The sequence below is a fragment of the Kribbella sp. genome (genome assembly GCF_035687465.1).
GTDB lineage: Bacteria > Actinomycetota > Actinomycetes > Propionibacteriales > Kribbellaceae > Kribbella.
This window is the reverse complement of sequence record NZ_DASRXP010000041.1, coordinates 21,522-28,442: the sequence shown is the minus strand read 5'-3', so window position 1 is coordinate 28,442 and position 6,921 is coordinate 21,522. Positions and strand designations below refer to the sequence as shown.

Genomic DNA, 6,921 nt, shown 5'->3' with positions numbered 1-6,921 from the left:
CTTGCAGGGCGATCGAGCTCGGCAATGAGCTCCAGGGCTTCGGAGTAGGCCTCCCCCAGCCGGGTGGCGCCGTACTCGTCGACCATCGCCAGGGACCGCTCCCAGGCTGTCCGTGCAGCGGCCTCATTGCCGGCCGAGAGGTACGCCTTGCCCAAGCGGATCAGGCCCCGGGCAGCCGGGGCCGGCTGACCAAGCGTGAGGTTGATAGCCACCGAGGCCTCGAAGTGAACAGCGGCCCGGTCGACCTCTCCCCTGCTGGCGACGGCCTGCCCGAGGGTGTCATGGGTGTAGGCCCGAACGCGGTCCTCCGGGACATCGCGACTCTGCTCGAACGCCTCGGTGGCGGTCACCACGGCTTCGTCGTACCGGCCGAGGGCGAGGTAGATGATGGCGAGGTTGTTCAGCTGATGGGCGATCGCGTTGGCATCCTGTTGTCTGCGGCCGATCGCCAGCGCGGCCTCCACCTGCTCGATCGCCTGGTCGTGGTCGCCGAGCAGGTCGTAAAGGAAACCCAGGTTGCCACGGACGACGGACTCACCCGATTCGTCGTCGATCTCCTGGAAGAGCTTGAGCGATCTGAGTAACGCTTCCTCGGCGCGGGCCAGATCCCCGCCCTCGCCGAAGCTGGTGCCGAGCTGGTTCCAGGCGAGCGCCTCCATCAACGGCCGGCCGGCCAGCCGGCCGGACTCCGCCGCGCCCTGCTGGATCGCGATCGACTCCTCCGGACTCACCAACCGGGCCAGCGGCGCCCACAGATGCAGCGCGAGCGCGGCTGACTGACGATGGTGGCCCGCCTTCGCACTGGCCGTCACCATCGCCATCAGGGCCCGCAGCTCGGAGTCGAACCAGCTGATGGCGCTCGGCCGGTCCTTGAACGTCATCGGGACCGTCCCGTCCAGCGGTGGGCCCAGATAGTGGATCCGCTGGGGTTCGCCGAGGATCCGCCGGGACGCGGCCGCCGATTGCGCGGCCCAGTCCAGCATCCGTTCCCAGGCGGCATCGACCTCTTGAGCCGACTCGGTCTCGCGGAGTTGCTCGGCGGCGTACGCGCGCAGCAGGTCGTGGAGCTGGAAGCGGTTGGGACTGGACTCGTCGACCAGGTGCAGGTCGGTGAGCCGCCGGAGCAGCTTCGTCGCGGTCCGTTCGTCGAGTCCGGCGAGGGCGGCGACGGCCGCTGGAGCGAAGCGGCGGCCCGGGTAGAGGCCCAGCATCCGGAAGAACCGGGCGGCCTCGGGCTCCAGCGCGCGGTAGGACCAGGAGAAGACGGCGCGGAGGTCGGTCGCCGGGTCGTCGCCTGCGTCGAACGCATCCAGCTGGTGCTCCTGCAGTTCGCTCACCAGGTCGGCCAGTCCGGCACCGGACCGCCGCGCGATCTGCTCGGCGGCGATCACCAACGCCAGCGGCAGGTGGTTGCAGCTGTCCGCCAGTTGATCGATCGCCTTCGCGCCGCCGACCTCCGGCAGCCCGATCCGCCCGGTGAGCAAGGTCCGCGCATCCGCCACCGACAGCTGTTCCACCGGGATCTGGCGGGCTCCTTCGCGCGCCACCAGACCGCGCAAGCGGCTGCGGCTGGTGATCAGGACGACGGCACCGGTTCCCGGCAGCAGCGGCCTCACCTGGTCGGCGTTGAGCGCGTTGTCGAGCACCAACAGCACCCGCTGCCCGGCCAAGGTCGAACGCAGCAGTGCACTCCGCCCGTCCACCCCGGCCGGGATCTGTCCAGCCGGTACGCCGAGAGCGTGCAGCAGGAAGCCGGCCGCCACAGCAGGATCAACTGGCTCGCCCGGACCATAGCCACCCAGGTCCGCGAACAGCGTGCCGTCCGGGAACTCAGAAGCGACCCGGTGGCTCCAGTGCACGGCGAGGCTGGTCTTGCCCACGCCGCCCGGACCGTGCAGCACCAACGTCACCACGGTCTCGGGGCCGCGGGCGGCGAAGGCCTTGTCCAGCTCGGTCAGCACCTCCTTGCGGCCGGTGAAGCCAGGCACATCCGCGGGCAGTTGGCTCGGCGCGATCCTGCGAGGCGGCGGCGGAGCGTCTCCGGCCAGCAGTTCGGCATGGACGCCGCGCAGTTCGCCGCCCGGGTCGACACCCAGCTCGTCCGCGATCCGCAGCCGCACCGACTCGTACAACTCCAGTGCCTCGGCGGTCCGGCCGCTCTGTGCCAGCAGCCGGAGCAGCCTGACCCACAGCGATTCGCGCAACGGATGGGCCGCGGTGAGCTCGCGGAGTTCGACCAGGACCTCGCCGTACAGGTCGTCGCCGCGCTGCAGGTCGATCCGGCGCTCGACCGCGGCCAGGTACTGCTCGACCAGGCGGGGCGCCTCGCTGGATTCGAGCCACTCCGAGCTGATGCCTTCGAACGGACGGCCCGACCACAGCTTCAGGGCCCGGGTGATCGCCTGGTGCTCTTCGGCGGGGTCCGTCGGCTGCGCCGCGTCCCGCAACAGGCGACCGAACAGCAGGGCGTCGACCTGGTCGGGATCGATCTGCAGGCTGTAACCGGCCGGCCCGGTGGTCACCAGGTCGGCACCGATGACCCGGCGCAACCGGTTCATCAGGGTGTGCAGGCTGGCCCCCGCGTTGGCGGGCTGGGCCTCGCCCCAGATGCGGTCCACCAGGACGCCGGTCGGCACGCTGCCGCCGGCCGCCATCGCGAGGATGGCGAGCAGGGAACGGATCCGGTCGCCGCCGAGCTCGACCTCGCGGCAGTCGACCCGCAGCGAGACCCCGCCGAGCAACCGGATGGCGACCTGCGGGCACGCCGGCTCACTGCCTGTCATCTGCCTCCGCTCACCAAGCCGCAGGCTGGCAGGCTACCGCCTGGGAACGATTCCCGTGACAGGGTGATGACAGGAGGTACTCGGCACGATGGTGCTGAGAACCGAAGGGGGCGCTGTGCTGCGGATACATTTCACCGGCCAGGACCTGGCCCGGACGACCCTTGCCGAGGAACCGGACCCGCTCTGGGAGGTCCTGCTGAGCCTGCACCAGCTCCAGGTGTGGGACGGCTCAGGTCACTACGGGCACTGGCGGGAGCGGACCCGGCGGCAGCTACCCCGACCGGCTGCCCGCTTGCTGCAACTGGCACCGCCGCAGGGCTACTCCCCTGACTTCCTCACCCCACCAGAGCAGACGAACAGCTTCGACGATGCCGTGGAGCGGGTGATGTCGACCTCACGGCGCCGGATCCAGCGTGAGCTCGACCTGCTCGCCGTACGACGGCCCGGGTCGAGCTGGACCCGCGAACTGGCCGGTGGCCGGCCCGACGCGGTGAAAGGCCTGGGCCAGGCTCTCCGGGCGTACCACCGGTACAGCATCGCGCCGTACTGGGAGTCCATCCGGACGCTGGTCCGGGCGGACCATCAGCGGCAGGTCAGCCATCTGTCCGGCGCCGGCGTGGACCAACTGCTGGGCCGGCTGCATCCCTCCGTGCAGTGGGAGGCCCCTGTCCTCAAGGTCTCCGGGCTGCCGGACCAGGATCTCCACCTGGATGGTCGCGGCCTCCGCCTGCAGCCGTCCGTCTTCTGCTGGCAGATCCCGACGAAGCTACGCGACCCGCTGTTGCCCCCGGTGCTGGTCTACCCGGTCCAGCATGCGCCCGGCTCGCTGCACCGGATGACTGCAGAGCGCCGGTCGCGGCCACTGGCCGCCCTGCTCGGCAGCACCCGTGCGGCGGCTCTCGAGGCGATCGCAGAGGGCTGTACGACGACCGAGCTGGCACAGCGTTGCCGAATCTCTCTAGCGGGGGCAAGTCGGCAGGCAGGCATCCTGCGGGAGGCAGGGCTGATCACTACTCGCCGGGCGGGCCAGGCAGTCCGCCACGACCTCACAACTCTCGGCCGGGCCGTGCTGGACGGCTGCCAGGCTCCGGTCGGCTGACCAGTGGCCGCGATGCCGGGGCCGGCGGTCTGCGGGTGGTCAGAGCTTGTAGTCCTCGAGGAGGCGGCGGCCGATGATCATCCGCTGGATGTCGGCCGTCCCCTCGCCGATCAGCAGCATCGGCGCCTCACGGTAGAGCCGCTCGATCTCGTACTCCTTCGAGAACCCGTAACCGCCGTGGATCCGGAACGAGTCCTCCACCACCTGCGAGCAGTACTCGCTGGCCAGGTACTTCGCGACCCCGGCCTCGAAATCGTTGCGTGAGCCGGAGTCCTTCTTCCGGGCCGCCTTCACCATCAGCTCGTGCGCGGCCTCGACCTTGACCGCCATGTCGGCCAGCCGGAACAGCACCGCCTGGTGCTCGGCGATCTTCTTGCCGAACGTCTCGCGCTGCTGGGCATAGGAGATGCCGAGCTCGAAGGCCCGCCGGGCCACCCCGCAGCCGCGGGCGGCCACGTTCACCCGGCCGACCTCGACGCCGTCCATCATCTGGTAGAAACCCTTGCCCGGTACGCCGCCGAGGACCTGGTCCGCGGCGATCTCGTACCCGTCGAAGATCAGCTCGGTGGTGTCGACCCCCTTGTAGCCCATCTTCTCGATCTTGCCCGGCACGGTCAGGCCCTTGTCGACCTCGCCGAAGCCCGGCTCCTTCTCGACCAGGAAGGTGGTCATGTTCTTGTAGACCGACTCCGAGTCCTCGTCGGTCTTCACCAGCACCGCGACCAGGTTCGCCGTACCACCGTTCGTCAGCCACATCTTCTGGCCGTTGATCGTGTAGCTGTCACCGTTCTTGACAGCTTTCGTCTTGATCGCGGCGACGTCGGAACCACAGCCCGGCTCGGACATCGAGAAGGCACCCCGGACTTCGCCGGTCGCCATCCGCGGCAGGTACTTCTGCTTCTGCTCGTCGGTGCCGTGCTGCAGCAGCATGTACGCGACGATGAAGTGCGTGTTGATGATGCCGGACACGCTCATCCAGCCGCGCGCGATCTCCTCGACGCAGAGCGCGTAGGTGAGCAGCGACTCACCCAGACCGCCGTACTCCTCGGGGATCATCAGGCCGAACAGCCCGAGCTCCTTGAGGCCCTCGACGATCTCGGTCGGGTACTCGTCCTTGTGCTCCAGCTCGGTGGCGACCGGGAGGATCTCGGCCTCGACGAAGGCGCGCACCGTCTTCAGGATCTCCTCCTGGATGTCGGTGAGTCCCTCGGTCTGCTGCAACCTGCTCATCTGCGGCTCCTTCCGGTCGCGCGCCTACCCGCGAGTATCGCGGCTCCCAGCATCGCGGTACGACCCGACACCCGCTGTGACACCCACCACCCCGACACCGTCACGTGCCTCACGCCCGTACTCCGGGGCTGCCGCGCGCGGTCGGTCGCTACTCGTTGTCGCCGCGGTCGTTGTTCTGGCCGTTGTCGCCGAGGGCCGGGTTCAGGATCGCGAACAGGGCGACCTCCTGCGGGGTCGGCTGCCAGCGGCCCTGGCGTTGAGCCTCGGCAAGACGCTGCTTGGCGTCCTGGTACTTCTCGGACGCCTCGTCCTTGTCGCCGTCGGCGAGGGCTTCCGCAGCCTTGTCCAGGTCGTTCGCAGCTTCACGTGCCGTCCTGGCACCACGGCCCTGCTGCCCATCGCCCTGCTGCCCCTGCCGCAGCAACTGGGCGAGCACCCGCAGCGTCGCCGCCGTACCCGTCTGAGGGACCGCCGGCGTGGCCTTGGGAGTCTTCTTGGGGGCCGGAGTCGGAGTCGCCTTCTTGGACGGCGTCACCGACGGCTTCGGCTTGACAGTCGCCTTCGTAGCGGCCGGAGGCGTCGGAACGCCACCCGCTTCCGCGGTCGGGTCAGGCGACATACTCTCGCGCAGCAGTCCCACAGCAACCACCGCAGCCAGTACTACCGCCAGAGCCACGATCGCCCTGGCAAACGGGAACCGCCGCGAAGGCCGGCGGGACCGGCTGCCGTGAGAGCGAGTGCTCTCTGACGGCTCGCCCTGCGCAGTCAAGCCCTCAGTACCTACCGACGAGGATCCTGTCAGCGTGGGCACGGCAAGTACTCGGGTTCCGTCGTCGACAGCTTCTGAGGGGGCTTGATCGAGGTAGGCGGCGACTGCCGCGGCTGAGGAGGGGCGGGCGGCGGGGTCCTTGGCGAGCAGACTCATGACGAGGTCGGCGAGGCCCGGTACGCCTTCGTCCCGGCGTACGGGAGCAGGGGTGGCTTCCAGGTGCTGGTGCAGGACGTCTGTGGCGTCGGTGCCGGTGAAAGGCGGCGTGCCCTCGAGTAGTTCGTACAGGACGCAGCCGAAGGAGTACCAGTCGCTGGCAGGCGTCGCACGCTTGCCGCGCACCTGCTCTGGCGAGACGTAGGCCGCAGTGCCGAGCAGCACCGGCCCGGTCGCACCATCGAGGCCTACCGCCTGCGCGATGCCGAAGTCGGTCATCTTGAGAGTGCCGTCGGGCGCCAGCAGCAGGTTGCCCGGCTTGACGTCCCGGTGCACGACTCCGGCGGCATGGGCGGCGTCCAGCGCGCGAGCCCCCTGCTGAGCGATCCCGGCGACCACCTTGGCAGCCGGGAGCCCCCCGCTGCGCAGCAACTGCGCCAGGTCGGGGCCGTTCACCAGTTCCATCACCAGGAACACCTGACCGTCCGCGGACCCGACGTCGTACGTCGCGACCACGTTCGGGTGGGTCAGCCGGGCCGCGGCCCGGGCCTCGATCCGGAACCGCTCGACGGCGTCCATCGGATCGCCCTCCAGCCGGCGCAGCATCTTCACCGCGACGGGCCTGGCCAGCACCGTGTCCTCGGCACGCCACACCTCGCCGGCACCGCCGCGCCCCAGCAGGGTCAGCAAGCGGTAGCGCCCCGCGAGTACCTCGCCGTCCACACCAACACCTCACAACAGTTTCAGCCACGGCCGGATCGCCGCCCTACCTTAGGCGGGGTACCCCGTCTGGAGCGAGTGGATGGCTGAATCCTCAGCTGGCTCTAATGTGAACAGGGGCTCCTGGCTGCGGTGACAGCGCTGTCAGACGGGGCTAGGTTTGC

General features: G+C 69.6%; 4 protein-coding genes. 1 reads left to right on the top strand and 3 read right to left on the bottom strand.

From position 1 onward, the window contains the following. On the bottom strand, positions 1-2,783 hold a 2,783-nt coding region (locus tag VFG33_RS02085; protein WP_325021749.1), incomplete at its 3' end, for an AfsR/SARP family transcriptional regulator. A 115-nt stretch (positions 2,784-2,898) separates the two neighbouring features. Here VFG33_RS02085 and VFG33_RS02080 point away from each other — a divergent pair. After that, positions 2,899-3,882: an ArsR/SmtB family transcription factor gene (locus tag VFG33_RS02080; protein ID WP_325021747.1), complete on the top strand. Its 984-nt coding sequence runs from the start codon at positions 2,899-2,901 to the stop codon at positions 3,880-3,882. Between the two features lie 39 nt (positions 3,883-3,921). On the opposite strand, the gene VFG33_RS02075 is transcribed toward VFG33_RS02080, so the two are convergent. Continuing rightward, on the bottom strand, positions 3,922-5,112 hold the full coding sequence (locus VFG33_RS02075) for an acyl-CoA dehydrogenase family protein (RefSeq protein WP_325021745.1): 1,191 nt from the start codon (positions 5,110-5,112) through the stop codon (positions 3,922-3,924). A gap of 148 nt (positions 5,113-5,260) precedes the next feature. Continuing rightward, positions 5,261-6,760, bottom strand: coding sequence for a serine/threonine-protein kinase (locus VFG33_RS02070; RefSeq protein ID WP_325021743.1), 1,500 nt, complete (start codon positions 6,758-6,760; stop codon positions 5,261-5,263). Positions 6,761-6,921 lie beyond the last annotated feature (161 nt).

What these genes read in the sequence shown, in the direction of transcription:
- VFG33_RS02075 (WP_325021745.1), bottom strand. Translation starts at nt 5,112, where the DNA reads ATGAGCAGGTTGCAGCAGACCGAGGGACTCACCGACATCCAGGAGGAG.